Source organism: Streptomyces sp. NPDC020490 (assembly GCF_044335305.1).
In the GTDB taxonomy this organism is placed as follows: domain Bacteria; phylum Actinomycetota; class Actinomycetes; order Streptomycetales; family Streptomycetaceae; genus Streptomyces.
Genome location: NZ_JBIRUY010000060.1, coordinates 1 through 14,798, shown reverse-complemented (window position 1 = coordinate 14,798; position 14,798 = coordinate 1). Strand labels below are relative to the sequence as shown.

Here is a 14,798-nt window from a genome sequence, read left to right as displayed (position 1 = left end):
ACCGGGAACCCGCCTTCCGCGAGTCGATGCTGGCCTGCGCGGACGCGATGCGTCCCCACCTGGGCTGGTCGGTGGTCGACCGCCTCACCAGTGGCGAAGCGCTCGTCGACGTGGACGTCGTACAGCCGGTCTCCTTCGCTCTCCAGGTCTCGCTCGCCGCCCTGTGGCGTTCCTGGGGTGTCACTCCGGACGCGGTCATCGGGCACTCCCAGGGCGAGATCGCCGCGGCCCATGTGGCGGGCGCGCTGACGCTGGAGGACGCCGCTCTCCTGGTGTGCGGTCGCAGCCGCCTGCTGAAGTCGGTGACCGGGCACGGCACCATGGCCGCGGCGGCGATGTCCCTGGAGGACGCCGAGAAGGCATTGCTTCCCTACGACGGCCGGGTGGTCGTCGCCGCCGAGAACGGCCCCGAGTCGGTCGTCCTCGCCGGCGACACCGCCGCCGTGGAGGAACTGGTCTCCGCGCTTCAGGCTCAGGACGTGTTCGCCCAGAAGGTGCGGGTCGACTACGCGTCCCACAGTTCCCACATGGACGTCCTCCAGGCAGAACTCGGGGACGTGCTCTCCCCCGTCGCGCCGAGGCCGGCGGTCGTCGCGATGTACTCCACCGTCACCGGAACGGTTCTGTCCGGTGCGGAGCTGACCTGCGACTACTGGATCAGAAACCTTCGGCAGCCGGTGCTGTTCCGTCAGGCGGTGGAGCGCGCGGCCGAGGACGGGCACACCGGCTTCCTGGAGATCAGCGCCCATCCTCTTCTCGTGCAGGCCACGCAGAAGACCGTCGAAGCACTGGGGCATTCGCCGCTGGTCGTCGGCTCGCTCCGGCGTGACGAGCCGGGCCGGCCCACCCTGTCCCGCACGCTGGCGGCCTGGCACACGGCAGGCCAGAACGTCGACTGGTCCGCTCAGTACCTCCCGCGAGGCGAGCACGTCGCGCTGCCCGGCTACCCGTGGGAGCACGAACGGCACTGGAACCCCGCGGCCGAACGGTCCGTCCCGGCGGCACAGCCCGCGGGCGGAAGCCCTCTGACGGACGGCACACCTCACCCGATCATGGGGCGTCCCACGCCGCTGGCGGTCGAGCCGGGGACGCTGGCCTGGACGTTCCGCCTCGGCCTGGCCACGCTTCCCTACATGGCCGAGCACCGCGTGCACGGTACGACGGTGTTTCCGGCCACCGGATACGTCGAACTCTTCCTGGCCGCCGCTGCCGAGGCCACCGGCGCCACGAAGAACGGGTATCCCGTCGAGATCCGGGACATCCGGTTCCTGGACACCTTCTTCTTCGACGAGGACGACTCCGCCCTCGTGCAGGTGCTCGCACGCCGACGCGACGACGACGACCTGGAACTCACCTGCCACGTGGCCACCGAAGAGGGTACGGCCGTGAGGAAGTGGGTGTGTCTGGCAACCGCGCGGACTGCCGCTGCCGCTGGTCCGCTTCCGTCGCCGGCGCCTTGTCCGGAGGTGCCCGAGGACGCCGTTCCGCTGCCGGTCGACGAGCACTACGGGGCAATGCGCCGCCGGGGTGTGGAGCATGACGGGCCGTTCAGGGCGATCTGCGACGTGCGGCAGGCCCCGTCGCACGTCGCGGCGCGACTGGACACCACCGTGTCGGGCGAGTACCGCACCCCCCACTACCGGGTGCATCCCGCTCTCGCGGACAGCTTCATCCAGACCATGATGCCGATGCTGCCGTCCCGGACGGGTGATCACAGCTACCTGCCGACATCCATCGACCGCGTCGTTCACCGCACCCCGGTCCCGCTCGGCGGCACTCTGCGGGCTCATGCCGAGCGCCGCTCCGCCGACGACGACGTGGACTTCCTCGTCGCCGACCTGACGCTCGCCGGTGCGGAGGATGCCACCCTGCTGGAGGTCGAGGGTCTGCGCGTGCAGCGCCTGGAACGCGAGCTTCCCGAGGTCGCCGAGCGTCGCGCGAGCGACCTCGCCCACGTCTCCCGATGGGAGCGCCTGGCCCCGCTGCCCAAGCCCCGTGGTGCGAAGGCACAGCGCTGGATCGTCATCGGTGCCGGGACGCCGGAGGCCGACGGTCTGTGCCGGCTGATGCGCGAACGCAGCGGCGGATGCGAACTTCTCGCGGCAGACGGGCAGTCCCTGCGCGAGCAGTTGCTCATCGCTCTGAAGGAGGGGTCCTGGGCCGGTGTCGTGCATCTGGCTCCGCCGACGGACGCTCAGGGTGACCTCGGCCAGACCGCCACGGCGCTGACCGTCCTCCAGGCGGTGGCGGAAGCCCAGCTGACCGTCTCTCCGAGGGTCTGGCTCGTCACCCGCGGGGCTCATGCGGTCGTTCCGGGTGACCGATGGACGTCTCCCCAGCAGGCCGCCGTCTGGGGGCTCGGGCGAACGGCCATGTACGAACTCCCGGACCTCAGGTGTTCCCTCGTCGATCTCCCGGCCGATCCGGGCGGCGCCGACCTGCGAGGCCTGTGGAACGAGATCAGCGCGGACGTCGAGGAGGACGAAGTCGCCCTGCGCGGCACCTCCCGGTTCGCACACCGGGTCGTGGCGCACCCGCTCACGCCGTCCGAGCCGGGCCCCCTCTTCCGGGACGACTCGACGTATCTCGTCGCCGGGGGCCTGGGCGGAGTGGGTCTGCGAGCCGCGCGGTGGATGGCCGAGCAGGGGGCACGGCACCTCGTGCTCCTCGGGCGCCGCGGCGCGGACGACGCCGCGCTGCCGGAGCTGGAGGCGCTGCGCGCGAAGGGAGCGAGCGTTCACGCCCTGCGGGCCGACATCTCCGACCGCGCGCGGCTGAGCGAGGTACTCGACTGGGTGCGCCAGAACCCGCCGCCGCTCGCCGGCGTCATCAACTCGGCCGTGGTGCTCGACGACCGCACCATCACCCAGCTCGACGGCGAGAGCCTGACCGCCACCGCGGCGCCGAGGATCGACGGCACCCGCAACCTCGACGAACTCACCGCCGACGACCCGATCGAGTTCTTCGTCCTCTTCTCGTCCGCGGCCTCGCTCATGGGTTCCCCCGGGCAGGCCAACTACTCCGCGGCCAGCGCCTTCATGGACGCGATCGCCTGGAACCGGCGGCTGCGCGGCCGGCCGGCGCTGACCGTCAACTGGGGCCGCTGGGACCAGATCGGAACCGCGGCGCGGGACACCGCGTCGAGCGAGCGCTTCGCCTCCCGCGGCCTCGCGGCCATGAGCCCGGACGTGGCGCTCAACGCGCTCGGCCGGCTCATCCGGGAGTGGACCCCTCAGGCGGCGGTCATGTCCCTGGACCTCGAACAGTGGACCAAGTTCTTCCCGTCCCGCGCCAAGTCTTCCGCGTTCCGTCAGTTCGCAGGAGCGGGCAGCTCACCCGCGGAGGCACAGGACGCGGCAGAGCAGAACGTGGAGTCGGGGCGGCTGGACCGGGAGGCGGTCCTCCGGGCGGACTCCGGTGTCCGGGAGAAGCTCCTCACCGCCTACTGCCAGGAACAGCTCGCTTCCGTCCTCGGGCTCACCATGGACAGGGTGGACGATGCCGTCTCGATCAAGCGTCTGGGGGTGGACTCGCTGATGTCGGTGGAGCTGCGGGCGCGGATCGCCTCGGATCTGGCTGTCAGCGTCCCCGTGGCCAAGATCCTGCAGGGACCGTCTCCCCGGAAGCTCGCTCAGCACATCGCGGGCGCGTTGGGCGACAGCCCGTCGCGCTGACCGGCCGGTGCGGGTCCGGCGCCTGGCCTACGACGGGCCAGGCGCCGGCGCCACGGGTACGGTCCGGGCTTGCCGGTGATCCCACCGCGCCGCCCGCGGCAGTCAGGTGGATCAGTAGATGTACATCGCCGCGTAGTACCGCAGGTTGGGCCAGGTCTCACTGCCGACGATTCCGTCGACCGTCATCACGGGGTATCCGGACCTGTCGTTCACGTAGGACTGGAAGGCCTTGGCGGCGGTCTTGGACTTGGTCCCGAAGACACCGTCGATGGTGCCGGGGTCGAACCCGACCTTCTTGAGCAGGCACTGGGCCTCGATGCCCGAACTCGACACCCCGGTGGAGCTGGGGATGACGGTGTTGCCGGTGTAATAGCCGGCGTACCCGTAGACCCCCGTCCCCGACTCGTAGTAGTGGCAGGTGTACGCCTGGGCGGTGGTGGTACCGGCGAAGGCCGCGGGGGCGGCGATGGTGCCGGCGATCAGCGTCGCGGCGGTCAGGGCCATCGCGATGTTTCTCCGTGAAGCCATGTCGTCTCCCTCGTCCGGTGATCCGGTGGTGGTCCGGTGATCCATTGGCGACTGCGGAGATCAGCGTGCGGCAGCCGCGCACGGCGACGCGACGGTTCGGGCGACGATTCGAGCACGTTCGAACAGACGGCCCTGCGAGTGGCAGGGCACGTCTCCTTCCGGCCCTCCCGCCGGCCCTCCCGCCAGCTGTCCCGCCGGCTCTCCCGCCGACTGTCCCGCCGGCTGTCCTGGCCTTGCTCGTTCCGAGGCCATCCGTTCGAACGTGCTCGAATCGTGGCGCGAACGGTCGCGACTGCGCGCGTGCTTGCCACAGGCTGATCCCCGCAGTGATCCCCGCAGCCGTCACGGGATCACCACACGAGGGAGACGAGACGACTTTGCGCAGGAAGACAGCAATGGCCCTGACCGCCGCGGCGCTGATCACCGGCACTCTTTCCGTCCCCGCGGCCTTCGCCGGCACCACCACCGCTCAGGCATACACCTGTCATTACTCCGAATCGAACGGCTATTGGCATGCCGGCTATTACAGCGGCAACACCGTCATTCCCAGCTCCACCGGGGTGTCGAGTTCGGGTATCGAGGCCCAGTGCCTGCTCAAGAAGGCGGGATTCGACCCCGGCACCATCGACGGAGTCTTCGGGACCAACTCCAAGGCCGCCGCGAAGGCTTTCCAGGCCTACATAAACGACGAGACCAACCGTGACCTGCTTGCCACGGACGGGATCGTCGGCAGCCAGACATGGCCCTTCCTGCGCTGCTGCGGAATCGGAATGTGACGCGCAACAGGTGAAACACACGCCGCCGGAGGCAGTCGACCGACGGTGATCATCACCGGACCACACCACGAGAGAAACGAGAAGACTTTGCGCAGGAACACAGCCATGGCCCTGACCGCCGCGACGCTGATCGCCGGCACCATCGCCGCCCCCGCGGCCTTCGCCGGCACCACCACCGCTCAGGCGTACACCTGTCACTACACCGTCTCGGGAGGCAAGGCGTATGCCGGCTACTACAGCGGCAACACCGTGATTCCCAGCTCCACCGGAGTGTCGAGTGCGGGCATCGAGGCCCAGTGCCTGCTCAAGAGGGCGGGATTCGACCCGGGCACCATCGACGGAGTCTTCGGGACCAACTCGAAGGCCGCCGCCAAGAAGTTCCAGACCCTGATGAACAACGCGTTCGGCTACGCCATCGCCATCGACGGCATCGTCGGCAGCGAGACCTGGCCCGCGCTGCGCTGGTACGCCGAGTACAACGCCTGAGCAGCCGTCATTCGGCCGGCCGGGGCGGTGGCGCAGACTGATCCCATGAACCACGCCCAGCTCACCGCCCTCGGTCGCGCGCTCCGTCTGCTCGGGGAGCACGGCGAAGCGCTGGGGGCCGACACCCCCGACGCCAAGCTGCACGAGGTCAAGGCCGATCTGCGCCGGGCCCTCGACCTGCTGGAGGACAGTGTCAGCGGCGCCGCGCCCAGCACCCGCTGCCCCGAGCACCCCACCGGTCCGGTCGACGAGAGCGCCCCCGACCTGTGCCTGCTGTGCGAGACCCGGCGCCGGGCCGCCCGCCGCGCCGAGTACAACGGCGGGCCCGTGCCGCAGGCCCCCACCGAGCCCGTCCCGTCCCGCTACGGCGTGCGCGCCGACCGCCCGCAGCCCCAGCAGCGGTGGCTGCCGGAGCTGTGGAACGGGCAGGAGTGGCAGTTGTGCGGGACGCCCCGGCGGGACCGGCGCGAGGCCGAGCTGTACCTCGCCGCCCAGCGGCGCGGCCCCCGCCCCGCCATGGCGTACCGGCTCGTGCACGAGTTCACCGACTACGAGGTGCTCCGCGTGTGGGGCACGCCGGTCAGGGTCGACATCGAGCCGATGGGCAATCCGTAGACGCCGTCCGCCGGGCCGTCACCGGGCCCGCGGGCCCGCCTCGGCGTGTATCCGCTTGTGGCGCACACCGAGGGGCGGCTCCCCCTGTGCCTCGGCAGCAGGGGATGCCGCCCGCCGCCGGGCCGCGCTACTTCCTCTTGCGGTTCGACAGGGTCGTGGACGGTGTCGTCTGCTGCGTCCATGCCTCCGTGCAGGTGAGGCTCGTACCCGCCACGTTGCAATGGGTCTGGTAGACGAGCCCGCCCGTGGTCAGGAGCTGGACCCGCAGGTCGTTGCCCTGCGCGGTGACCCCGACGGCACAGGCACTGGCGGGGTAGCCCGGGTTGTCAGCGTCACTCAGGTTGACCCATTGGTAGTCGCCCACCGACGGCGTGAGGGCCTGGCTGCCCACGAAGGTCTGGCCTCCGGAGATGACCGCGCTGAACTGTCCCGAGCTCGACGGAGCGATGCTGTCGATGTCCGCGCAGGGACCGGTGGCGCCGGTGGAACCGGTCGCACCCGTCGCACCCGTCGCACCCGTCGCACCCGTCGCACCAGTGGCGCCAGTGGCGCCGGTCTCACCTGGCGCACCCGTCGCGCCGGTCGCGCCGGTCACACCCTGCGGACCCTCGGGCCCGGTCGCGCCGGTCACACCCTGCGGACCCTCGGGCCCGGTCGCACCCGTCACACCCTGCGGACCCTCGGGCCCGGTCGCACCCGTCACACCCTGCGGACCCTCGGGCCCGGTCGCACCGGTCACACCCTGCGGACCCTCAGGCCCGGTCGCACCCGTCACGCCCTGCGGCCCCTCCGGACCCGTGGCGCCGGTCGCGCCGGTCGCACCGGGCGGGCCCGTGGGTCCGGTCGCACCCGTCGCGCCCTTGCACTGGTCCTTGCCGCCGCCGTTCCCGTGAATGTCGCCCCTGTCGTCCGCGGCGCGCCTGCCCGGGACTCCGCAGTGGTCGCCCTTCGCCACGGCCACGTGCACCTGCATGCTCTGCACCGCCGCCACGGCGGGGTCGACCAGTCCAGCGGCCATGACCAGGGTCAGCGAGGCGAGCATGCCCGCCTGCTTGAATCGCTCGCGCGCCAGCGGTCCCAGGCGCGGAGTCCTCCGGATATCCGGATCCATTCGTCGTCCTCCTTGTCAAAGGTGAATCGGACCTTCCGGGTTCAGCCTCATGCGGAGGCCGGGTGACGGCCTCCGCCCACCGGCCAAGGGGTACGAATATCAGGCAATCGGATCAAAATGGCGCCTCCGGACGAGCGCCTCCCGGCCGTGTCCGCGCGTGGCACGCGCCGGAAACGCCGGACGCATGTCACGGTGGTCGGCCGACCCCACCCGCCCACCGGCCACCGGCCAGGACCCGTGAACCCATGAAGAAACAGACCATCTGCCTCTGCATGATCGTCAAGAACGAGTCACGGGTGATCGAGCGATGCCTCAGCTCGGTACGTCACCTCGTCGACACCTGGATGATCTCCGACACCGGTTCGACGGACGGCACCCAGGAACTGGTCCGCAAAGCACTCGACGGCATCCCCGGCGAACTCCACCAGGACCCCTGGGTCGACTTCGGCCACAACCGCACCCTCAACATCGGGTACGCCCTCGGCAAGGCGGACTACGTGCTCACCCTGGACGCCGACCACGTACTGCGCCAGGACGCGCCGTTGCCGCACCTGACGGCGACCTCCTACATGCTGCGCTACGACAGCCCGGGCACCCAGCACCGCTTCAAGCATCTGATGCGCGCGGACCGCGTCTGGCGGTACGAGGGCGTCACGCACGAGTACCCGTGCACCGACGGGCCCGACGTGCAGGAGAACCTCGAAGCCCTGGTGATCGAGGACCACGCGGACGGCGGCTGCCGCGCCGAGAAGTTCGAGCGGGACGCGCGCCTGCTGCGCCGCGAGCTGGAACGGGACCCGGACAATCCCCGGACCGTCTTCTACCTGGCCAACACCGTACGCGACCTGGGCCGGGCCGAGGAGGCCGTCGAGTTGTACGAGCGCCGCGCGGCCATGGGCGGCTGGGCGGAGGAGGTCTACTGCTCGCTGCTGGAGAGCGGCATCCTGCGGGCCGAGCGGACCGACGACTGGGCGGGTGCGATCGAGGCCTTCTCCCGGGCCTGGGAGGTCCGGCCGCAGCGCCTGGAGGCCTGCTACGAGCTCGCCTCCCGGCTGCGCCAGAAGGGCCGTCACCGCACCGCCCACGCGGTCCTCGCCGCGGTCGTCGGTCGGCCGGAGCCGGAGGACCTGCTCTTCATCAAGCCCTGGGTCTACCGCTGGGGCCTGCTGTTCGAGTACTCGATCGCCGCGTACTGGGTGGGTGACCACGCCCAGGCGTTGCGGGCGTGCGACATGCTCCTGGCGATGCCGGACCTGCCCGCCGCCGTCCGCCGCCAGGTCGAGATCAACCGCGAGTTCTCGGTCCGCCATGCCGTGGCCGTCGCTCAGCCGGCCGCCGCCGCCCGCCGGCCGAAGGCCGCGTCCGCGGCCCGGTCGGGCAAGGGCGCGAGGAACCGCCGGGGCGGCAAGAGCCGCAAGAAGTAGGCGGACGGCACGGGCCGGAGACGAGGGCCCGGACAACGCCCGAGGGCGGCACCCCCTGCGAGCAGGGGGTGCCGCCCTCGGAAAGGACAGCTCGATCCGGGCGCGGATCAGAAGTCCATGTCACCGCCCGGCATGCCGCCGCCGGCGGGCGCGGCGGCCTTCTCCGGCTTGTCGGCGATGACGGCCTCGGTGGTGAGGAACAGCGCGGCGATGGAGGCGGCGTTCTGCAGGGCGGAGCGGGTCACCTTCGCCGGGTCGATGATGCCCTCGGCGATCATGTCGACGTACTCGCCCGTGGCGGCGTTCAGACCGTGGCCGACGGCCAGGTTGCGCACCTTCTCCACGACGACGCCGCCCTCGAGACCACCGTTGACGGCGATCTGCTTCAGCGGGGCCTCCAGGGCCAGCTTCACGGCGTTGGCGCCGGTCGCCTCGTCACCCTCGAGCTCCAGCTTCTCGAAGACCTGGGAGGCCTGCAGCAGGGCCACGCCACCACCGGCGACGATGCCCTCCTCGACGGCCGCCTTGGCGTTGCGGACGGCGTCCTCGATGCGGTGCTTGCGCTCCTTGAGCTCCACCTCGGTGGCGGCACCGGCCTTGATGACCGCGACACCGCCGGCCAGCTTGGCCAGGCGCTCCTGCAGCTTCTCGCGGTCGTAGTCGGAGTCGCTGTTCTCGATCTCGGCGCGGATCTGGTTCACGCGGCCCGCGACCTGGTCGGCGGAGCCGGCGCCGTCGACGATGGTGGTCTCGTCCTTGGTGATGACGACCTTGCGGGCGCGGCCCAGGAGGTCCAGGGTCGCGTTCTCCAGCTTGAGGCCGACCTCCTCGGAGATGACCTCGCCGCCCGTGAGGATGGCGATGTCGCCGAGCATGGCCTTGCGGCGGTCGCCGAAGCCCGGGGCCTTGACGGCGACGGACTTGAAGGTGCCGCGGATCTTGTTGACGACCAGGGTCGACAGGGCCTCGCCCTCGACGTCCTCGGCGATGATCAGCAGCGGCTTGCCCGACTGCATGACCTTCTCCAGCAGCGGGAGCAGGTCCTTGACCGAGGAGATCTTGGAGTTGGCGATCAGGATGTACGGGTCGTCGAGGACGGCCTCCATACGCTCCATGTCGGTGGCGAAGTACGCCGAGATGTAGCCCTTGTCGAAGCGCATGCCCTCGGTGAGCTCGAGCTCCAGACCGAAGGTCTGCGACTCCTCGACGGTGATGACGCCTTCCTTGCCGACCTTGTCCATCGCCTCGGCGATGAGCTCGCCGATCTGCGTGTCGGCGGCGGAGATGGAGGCCGTGGAGGCGATCTGCTCCTTGGTCTCCACGTCCTTGGCCTGCTCGAGGAGGGCGGCGGAGACGGCCTCGACGGCCTTCTCGATACCGCGCTTGAGGGCCATCGGGTTGGCGCCGGCGGCTACGTTGCGCAGACCCTCGCGCACGAGCGCCTGGGCGAGCACGGTCGCCGTGGTCGTACCGTCACCGGCGACGTCGTCCGTCTTCTTGGCGACTTCCTTGACCAGCTCGGCGCCGATCTTCTCGTACGGGTCCTCGAGTTCGATCTCCTTGGCGATGGAGACACCATCGTTGGTGATCGTGGGGGCGCCCCACTTCTTCTCGAGGACGACGTTGCGACCCTTGGGGCCGAGCGTCACCTTCACGGCGTCCGCGAGCTGGTTCATGCCGCGCTCGAGGCCGCGCCGCGCCTCCTCGTCGAACGCGATGATCTTGGCCATGTGAAGTGGTCCCTCCAGGACTGGGGGTGATTCCTTCGGACCGCGCCCGCGCCCGCGACGGACGGCTCGCCTGCCTCGTGGTTCCTTGCCCCACCCGGCCTGCGGGCCTCACCGACCCGGTCCTCGTTGTCACTCTCACCTTCAGAGTGCTAACGCCAATGATTAGCACTCGACCCCCGAGAGTGCAAGACGCGCCCGCGGAGCGGGCTCGTTGGGGGGTGGCGGTCGGGTGACGGGCGGGCGCAAGGCGCGCCCGCGGAGCGGGCGGGGACCTCGTCACCCGCGAACGTGTGTGCGGGCAGGACGAAGGGCCCGTACCCCGGGAGGTACGGACCCTTCGACGGAAGACGTCGCTGCGGTTCGGTCGGTCGCGCGTATCAGGCGGTGACGCGCACCATGTCGGCCTGCGGGCCCTTCTGGCCCTGCGAGATCTCGAACTCCACCCGCTGGCCCTCTTCCAGGGTGCGGTACCCGTCCATCTGGATGGCGCTGTAGTGGACGAAAACATCCGCACCACCGTCGACCGCGATGAAGCCGTACCCCTTCTCCGCGTTGAACCACTTGACGGTGCCCTGAGCCATGCCTAACTCCCCTATTACTGGCCCTTGCACGGACCCGCACTTCGCGGATCCGGGTCAGACCTCACCCCCCACGGATTGGGGGCGTGCGCCGGAACGCGTCGACCGCGGCCGAATGTATCTGCCCAACTGCCGTCTGCAACAGGTCAGTCGGACGAGAATTCCGGACGGAAGGGGTCCGGAATGTAGTAAGAATTCCCCCGAATTCAGGGCAAGTCGGGCCGCACATAAAGAGCGAATGGCGCAAAAGACTCGCACACTTTGGCTATTTCTCGACGCATCCGGAGCGGGCGTGATCGCGTCCGGCGCGCGGAGCCGGGGGTGGGTTCCCCAACTGTACCGCGCTCAACCATGCAGAATTGCCCCCTCCGTTTCTCTCACGGAGAGGGCAATCGGTCAGAACTCTGCGTCGCCGTCGTTACCGGCGGTAAGCGAACGGCCAGGTCAGCCGCCCGCGACGGCCGGGATGATGGAGACGCCGGCCCCGTCGGGGGTGACGGTCTCCAGGCCCTGCTCGAAGCGGACGTCGTCGTCGTTGACGTAGACGTTGACGAAGCGGCGCAGCTTGCCCTGGTCGTCCAGGACGCGGGCGGCGATGCCGGTGTGGTTCTTCTCCAGATCCGCGATGACCTCGGCGAGGGTCGCACCCTCGGCGGGGACCTCGGCCTGACCGCCGGTGTAGGTGCGCAGGATGGTGGGGATGCGAACGGTCACGCTCATGCGATTCGACCTCCAGTGACTACAGGACTTCTTTGCGTTTCGGCCGCCGGGCCGGCGGTTTCGGCCTGTGGAGCCGGCGTAAGACCTCGGCTCGGGTTCGTCCCGGGGGCGGTCGGCCGGGAAGCGGGAAGCCCGGCGGGTGACCGCTGGACTGCCCGGGACACCGAGGATGAGGTCAAGCGAGGCCAGCCTCTCGGAAGGAGTCCAGGTTGGGGCGGATGGTCGCGGTGAGGCCGGTGCCGGCCACCGCGTCCAGCGTCTTCAGGCCGTCGCCGGTGTTGAGGACGACGGTGGTCTTCGTGGGGTCGAGGACGCCGTTGTCGATCAGCTTCTTCGTCACGCCGACCGTCACGCCGCCCGCCGTCTCGGCGAAGATGCCCTCGGTCCGGGCGAGCAGCTTGATCGCGTCGACGACCTGCTCGTCGGTCACGTCCTCCACGGCGCCGCCGGTGCGGCGGGCGATGTCGAGGACGTAGGGGCCGTCGGCCGGGTTGCCGATGGCGAGGGACTTGGCGATGGTGTCCGGCTTCTGCGGGCGGACCACGTCGTGGCCGGCCTTGAAGGCGGTGGACACCGGCGAGCAGCCCAGCGCCTGCGCGCCGAAGATCTTGTACGGCTTGTCCTCGACGAGCCCGAGCTTGATCAGCTCCTGGAGGCCCTTGTCGACCTTGGTGAGCTGCGAGCCGGAGGCGATGGGGATGACGATCTGGTCCGGCAGCCGCCAGCCGAGCTGCTCGCACACCTCGTACGCCAGGGTCTTGGACCCTTCCGCGTAGTACGGCCGCAGGTTGACGTTGACGAAGCCCCAGCCCTCGCCGGCCGGGTCGCCGATGAGCTCGGAGCAGAAGCGGTTGACGTCGTCGTAGTTGCCCTCGATGCCGACGAGGTCGCCGCCGTAGATGGCGGCCATGACGACCTTGCCCTGCTCCAGGTCGCGCGGGATGAACACGCAGGAACGGAGGCCGGCGCGGGCGGCGGCGGCGCCGACGGCGCCGGCCAGGTTGCCGGTGGAGGAGCAGGAGAGGGTGGTGAAGCCGAAGGCGCGGGCGGCCTCCAGGGCCTGGGCGACCACGCGGTCCTTGAAGGAGTGCGTCGGGTTGCCGGAGTCGTCCTTCACATACAGCCCGCCGGTCACGCCGAGCTCGCGGGCGAGGTTGTCGGCCTTGACGAGCTTGGTCCAGCCCGGGTTCAGGTTGGGCTTTTCGGCCACGTCCGCGGGGACGGGCAGCAGCGGCGCGTAGCGCCAGATGTTCGCGGGTCCCGCCTCGATGCGCCTGCGGAGCTCCTCGGTGTCGTAGGCCGAGAAGTCGTACGCGATCTCCAGCGGGCCGAAACACTCCTCGCAGGCGAAGACCGGTCCGAGGGGGACGCGGTGGCCGCATTCGCGACAGGACAGAGCCGCGGCGGGGCCGAGGTCTACGGTGGAGTCCGTGGTGCTTGCAACAGTCTGCACAGCCATGTGAGGCGAGGCCCTTTCTCCTCATCTTCCTCACGACGCATCTCGCCGTGAGACGGATTTGGCACCTTCCCTAGCCGGGAGCCTCGCGCGGCGATCAACGGTGATCGGTACGAGAACCGGCTGGAGGGTTGCCGGGGCTTCATCGGGCCGTGTCCCTCTGCCCCTCTGGATGAGCGGTATTCGGTTGTGAACGCGTGGCGACCCCCGACATGCGATGGTCATCAGCGTTGTTCAAGACTGTAACCGAAGGCCAGGACAGTTGAGATAGCCGTCCGAACCGCGAGATGGATCACAGTGGTCCGCTCGCCGAGAGAACGCAGAGGAGCCGCGCACTGTGCTGAACGAAGTCGAGCGCTGGCTGAAAACCCGCTCCTGGTCCGTGACCGACCGGCCGCTGCACATGATCCTGGCCGCCAAACAGCGCACCGGTCAGTCGGTCAGCGTCGTGCTGCCCGCGCTCAACGAGGAGGGGACGGTCGGCGACATCGTCGCGGTCATCCGTCACGACCTCATGCAGCAGGTCCCGCTCGTCGACGAGATCGTCGTCGTCGACTCCGGGTCCACCGACCGCACGTCCCAGGTCGCCGCGGCGGCGGGCGCGCGGGTGGTCCACCGCGACGAGATCCTGCCGCGCATACCCACCGTCCCCGGCAAGGGGGAGGTGCTGTGGCGGTCCCTGCTGGTCACCAGCGGGGACATCGTCTGCTTCATCGACGCCGACCTGAAGGAGTTCTCCTCCGACTTCGTCTCCGGGATCGTGGGCCCGCTGCTCACCGACCCCGGGGTCGATCTGGTCAAGGCGATGTACGACCGCCCGCTCGGCGGCGCGGCGGGCCAGGGCGGCCGGGTCACCGAGCTGATGGCGCGCCCGCTGCTGAACATGCACTGGCCGCAGCTGGCCGGGTTCGTGCAGCCGCTCGGCGGCGAGTACGCCGCCCGCCGCAGCCTGCTGGAGCAGCTGCCCTTCCCCGTCGGCTACGGGGTGGAGCTGGGCATGCTGGTCGACGCCCTGCACCTGGTGGGCCTGGACGCCCTCGCCCAGGTCGACGTGGGCGTGCGCAAGCACCGGCACCAGGACGGGCAGGCGCTCGGCCGGATGGCCGCCGCGATCTACCGCACCGCCCAGCTCCGGCTGGCCCGCGGCCACCTCATCCGGCCCGCGCTCACCCAGTTCGAACGCGGCGAGCACGGTTTCGAGCCGCGGACCTACTCCGTGGACACGGAGGAACGGCCGCCGATGGCGGAACTGGCGGAGTACCAGACCCGCAAGGTGGCGTGAGCGCTCCGCTGGTGGTGCGGTGTCATGCCGCGCCGTGCCGCGGCGTGCCGCGCCGTGCCGTTCCGCGGCGTGTCGCGGCGTGCCGTGCCGCGGCGTGTCGTCGGTCGTCTGCGGCGCCGTGGTGGTTGGTCGCGCAGTTCCCCGCGCCCCTTCGGGCGCTGCCGGGCCGCCGCGGAGATGCGGCCGGCCGTGCCACGGCGTGCCGTCGGCCGTCTGCCGCGCCGTGGTGGTTGGTCGCGCAGTTCCCCGCGCCCCTTCGGGCGCTGCCGGGCCGCCGCGGAGATGCGGCCGGCCGTGCCACGGCGTGCCGTCGGCCGTCTGCCGCGCCGTCGTGGCCGGTCGCGCAGTTCCCCGCGCCCCCTCGGGCGCTGCCGGGCCGCCGCGGAGATGCCGCCGGCCGTGCCACGGCGTGCCGTCG

12 protein-coding genes and 1 riboswitch are annotated in these 14,798 nt (G+C 70.4%); of the genes, 6 read left to right on the top strand and 6 right to left on the bottom strand.

What is annotated here, in order from left to right; translation table 11 throughout:
* The first annotated feature begins 26 nt into the window (after window positions 1-26).
* On the top strand, window positions 27-3,674 hold the full coding sequence (locus ACH4ZX_RS38315; RefSeq protein WP_398283216.1) for an SDR family NAD(P)-dependent oxidoreductase: 3,648 nt from the start codon (window positions 27-29) through the stop codon (window positions 3,672-3,674).
* Between the two features lie 111 nt (window positions 3,675-3,785).
* On the opposite strand, the gene ACH4ZX_RS38310 is transcribed toward ACH4ZX_RS38315, so the two are convergent.
* Window positions 3,786-4,202: a peptidoglycan-binding protein gene (locus ACH4ZX_RS38310; RefSeq protein ID WP_398283214.1), complete on the bottom strand. Its 417-nt coding sequence runs from the start codon at window positions 4,200-4,202 to the stop codon at window positions 3,786-3,788.
* 395 nt (window positions 4,203-4,597) lie between these two features.
* On the opposite strand from ACH4ZX_RS38310, the gene ACH4ZX_RS38305 reads away from it, so the two are divergent.
* The 3 genes from ACH4ZX_RS38305 (at window position 4,598) to ACH4ZX_RS38295 (ending at window position 6,079) form a co-directional block, all read left to right on the top strand.
* Entirely contained in the window at window positions 4,598-4,978 is a 381-nt protein-coding gene (locus ACH4ZX_RS38305) for a peptidoglycan-binding protein (protein WP_398283212.1), read from the top strand.
* Between the two features lie 105 nt (window positions 4,979-5,083).
* Entirely contained in the window at window positions 5,084-5,464 is a 381-nt protein-coding gene (locus ACH4ZX_RS38300; protein ID WP_398283210.1) for a peptidoglycan-binding protein, read from the top strand.
* Between the two features lie 45 nt (window positions 5,465-5,509).
* Window positions 5,510-6,079, top strand: coding sequence for a hypothetical protein (locus ACH4ZX_RS38295; protein ID WP_351893476.1), 570 nt, complete (start codon window positions 5,510-5,512; stop codon window positions 6,077-6,079).
* A gap of 127 nt (window positions 6,080-6,206) precedes the next feature.
* Here ACH4ZX_RS38295 and ACH4ZX_RS38290 read toward each other — a convergent pair whose 3' ends face one another.
* The gene (locus ACH4ZX_RS38290; protein WP_398283208.1) at window positions 6,207-7,190 is read right to left on the bottom strand and encodes a hypothetical protein; all 984 of its coding nucleotides are present in this window, start codon (window positions 7,188-7,190) and stop codon (window positions 6,207-6,209) included.
* Between the two features lie 245 nt (window positions 7,191-7,435).
* On the opposite strand from ACH4ZX_RS38290, the gene ACH4ZX_RS38285 reads away from it, so the two are divergent.
* The gene (locus ACH4ZX_RS38285) at window positions 7,436-8,614 is read left to right on the top strand and encodes a glycosyltransferase (RefSeq protein WP_398283206.1); all 1,179 of its coding nucleotides are present in this window, start codon (window positions 7,436-7,438) and stop codon (window positions 8,612-8,614) included.
* 107 nt (window positions 8,615-8,721) lie between these two features.
* Here the strand turns inward: ACH4ZX_RS38285 and groL are convergent, their stop codons facing one another.
* The 4 genes from groL to thrC all read right to left on the bottom strand — a co-directional run bounded on the left by groL (window position 8,722) and on the right by thrC (window position 13,101).
* Entirely contained in the window at window positions 8,722-10,344 is a 1,623-nt protein-coding gene (groL, locus tag ACH4ZX_RS38280; protein ID WP_324783477.1) for a chaperonin GroEL, read from the bottom strand.
* Window positions 10,345-10,721: 377 nt separating this feature from the next.
* A complete protein-coding gene (locus ACH4ZX_RS38275; RefSeq protein WP_004986573.1) occupies window positions 10,722-10,925 on the bottom strand; it encodes a cold-shock protein in 204 nt (67 codons plus the stop codon).
* Between the two features lie 441 nt (window positions 10,926-11,366).
* Window positions 11,367-11,642, bottom strand: coding sequence for a MoaD/ThiS family protein (locus ACH4ZX_RS38270; RefSeq protein WP_264928251.1), 276 nt, complete (start codon window positions 11,640-11,642; stop codon window positions 11,367-11,369).
* Window positions 11,643-11,817: 175 nt separating this feature from the next.
* Window positions 11,818-13,101: a threonine synthase gene (thrC, locus tag ACH4ZX_RS38265; protein ID WP_398283203.1), complete on the bottom strand. Its 1,284-nt coding sequence runs from the start codon at window positions 13,099-13,101 to the stop codon at window positions 11,818-11,820.
* An 18-nt stretch (window positions 13,102-13,119) separates the two neighbouring features.
* A riboswitch (SAM riboswitch) is annotated at window positions 13,120-13,277 on the bottom strand.
* A 158-nt stretch (window positions 13,278-13,435) separates the two neighbouring features.
* Between thrC and ACH4ZX_RS38260 the strand changes: the two genes are divergently transcribed.
* Complete coding sequence (locus ACH4ZX_RS38260; protein ID WP_398283201.1) at window positions 13,436-14,380, top strand: glucosyl-3-phosphoglycerate synthase; 945 nt, start codon at window positions 13,436-13,438, stop codon at window positions 14,378-14,380.
* Window positions 14,381-14,798: the final 418 nt, after the last annotated feature.